Annotated in this window: 3 protein-coding genes; all 3 read left to right on the forward strand. The window is 59.5% G+C overall.

Annotation, left to right across the window (positions count from 1 at the left end; genetic code table 11):
* Positions 1-200: M20/M25/M40 family metallo-hydrolase (locus tag VGU61_RS17415; protein ID WP_326860475.1), on the forward strand; the 200-nt coding region annotated here is incomplete at its 5' end.
* A 30-nt stretch (positions 201-230) separates the two neighbouring features.
* Entirely contained in the window at positions 231-1,115 is an 885-nt protein-coding gene (gene prmB / locus VGU61_RS17420) for a 50S ribosomal protein L3 N(5)-glutamine methyltransferase (RefSeq protein ID WP_326860476.1), read from the forward strand.
* A partial coding sequence (locus VGU61_RS17425; protein WP_326860477.1) for an ABC-F family ATP-binding cassette domain-containing protein occupies positions 1,112-1,816 on the forward strand: 705 nt, incomplete at its 3' end. The genes prmB and VGU61_RS17425, both read left to right, overlap by 4 nt.

Genomic DNA, 1,816 nt, shown 5'->3' on the forward strand with positions numbered 1-1,816 from the left:
GCATCGATACCGAACTGTCCACCACCGGCGGAACATCGGACGGCCGCTTCATTGCGCAGATCTGCCCGCAAGTGATCGAATTCGGTCCGCCGAATGGAAGCATTCATAAAATCGACGAGCACATCGAAATCCGCTTCATCGACCCGTTGAAAAACATTTACCGCCGCACGCTGGAAAACCTGCTGCTGCCGCCGGAATAAAACATTTCCGGCGAACCAACCCTTTTCGCCATGACCCCAAACGACTTCACCACCCTGCGCGATCTCCTCCGCTACGCAACCAGCCGCTTCAACCGCGCGCACCTGTTTTTCGGCCATGGCAGCAGCAATGCATTCGACGAAGCTGCTTACTTGCTCCTGCACACACTGGGGCTTCCGTTCGACAAGCTGGAACCCTTTCTCGATGCAAAGCTGCTGACGGAAGAAATCGATGCCGCGCTGCGAATGATCGAACGGCGCGCCGACGAACGCATTCCCGCCGCCTACCTGACCAATGAAGCATGGCTCGGCGATTACCGTTTCTTTGTCGATGAGCGGGTGATCGTGCCACGCTCCTTCATCGCCGAGCTGATCCCGGACCGGTTTTCCCCATGGATCGCGGATCCGTTCCAGGTCAACGCCGCGCTGGATTTGTGCACCGGTTCAGGATGCCTGCCGGTGATGCTCGCCGACGCATTCCCCAACGCCCACATCGACGCGGTGGACATTTCCGCCGATGCACTCGCGGTGGCGACGCGGAATGTCAACGACTACGGTTTGCAGGAACGCATCAGCCTGATCGAATCCGATCTTTACACCAAACTGCCGAAGAAAAAGTACGATGTCATCATCAGCAATCCGCCGTATGTCAACGCCGGCTCGATGGGCAGATTGCCGAAAGAATACCTGCATGAACCGCAGATCGCCCTCGCCGGCGGGCATGACGGCATGGACCTGGTGCGAAAGATCGTTGAAGGGGCCGCTGACAGGCTGTCCGAGAATGGCGTGCTGATCGTCGAGATCGGCAACGAACGTGAACATGCGGAAGCGGCCTTCCCCGATCTCGAACTCACCTGGCTCTCGACGAGCGCGGGTGATGACATGGTTTTCCTGCTGACCGCAGAACAATTGCAATGATCCGTTTTCAACAAGTCAGCCTGATCCGCGGCATCAAGCCCTTGCTCGACAATGCGGATCTCACCCTCAATCCGGGCGACAAGATCGGTCTGATCGGCGCCAACGGCGCCGGCAAATCGAGCTTGTTCGCATTGCTGCGCGGCGAATTGCATGCCGACCAGGGCAATGTCGACTTCCCCGCCAAATGGCGCATGGCCTACGTCGCACAGGAAACCCCGGCACTCGACCGACCGGCGCTGGAATATGCCATTGATGGCGACGCCGAATTGCGGCGCGTGGAAGCCGAGCTTGCACGCGCGGAGCAGCAGAAGGACAGCGCGGAGAACGGCAACCGGATGGCCGAGCTGCATGCGGCGCTTGCCGATGCCGACGCCTATACCGTGCAGTCGCGCGCCGAACAATTGCTCACCGGCCTTGGGTTCTCGCTCGACCAGATGCAGCAGCCGGTCGCGAGTTTTTCCGGTGGCTGGCGGATGCGGCTCAACCTTGCGCAGGCACTGATGTGTCCGTCCGACCTGCTGCTTCTCGACGAACCCACCAACCACCTCGACCTCGACGCCATCATCTGGCTGGAAGACTGGCTCAAGCGTTACGAGGGTACCCTGGTCATCATCTCCCACGACCGGGACTTCCTCGACGGCGTGGTAAACGTCATCGTCCATATCGATGAACGCAAGCTCAAGCGCTATTCCGGGAATTAC

The sequence above is a fragment of the Noviherbaspirillum sp. genome (assembly GCF_035944575.1).
GTDB lineage: Bacteria > Pseudomonadota > Gammaproteobacteria > Burkholderiales > Burkholderiaceae_D > Noviherbaspirillum.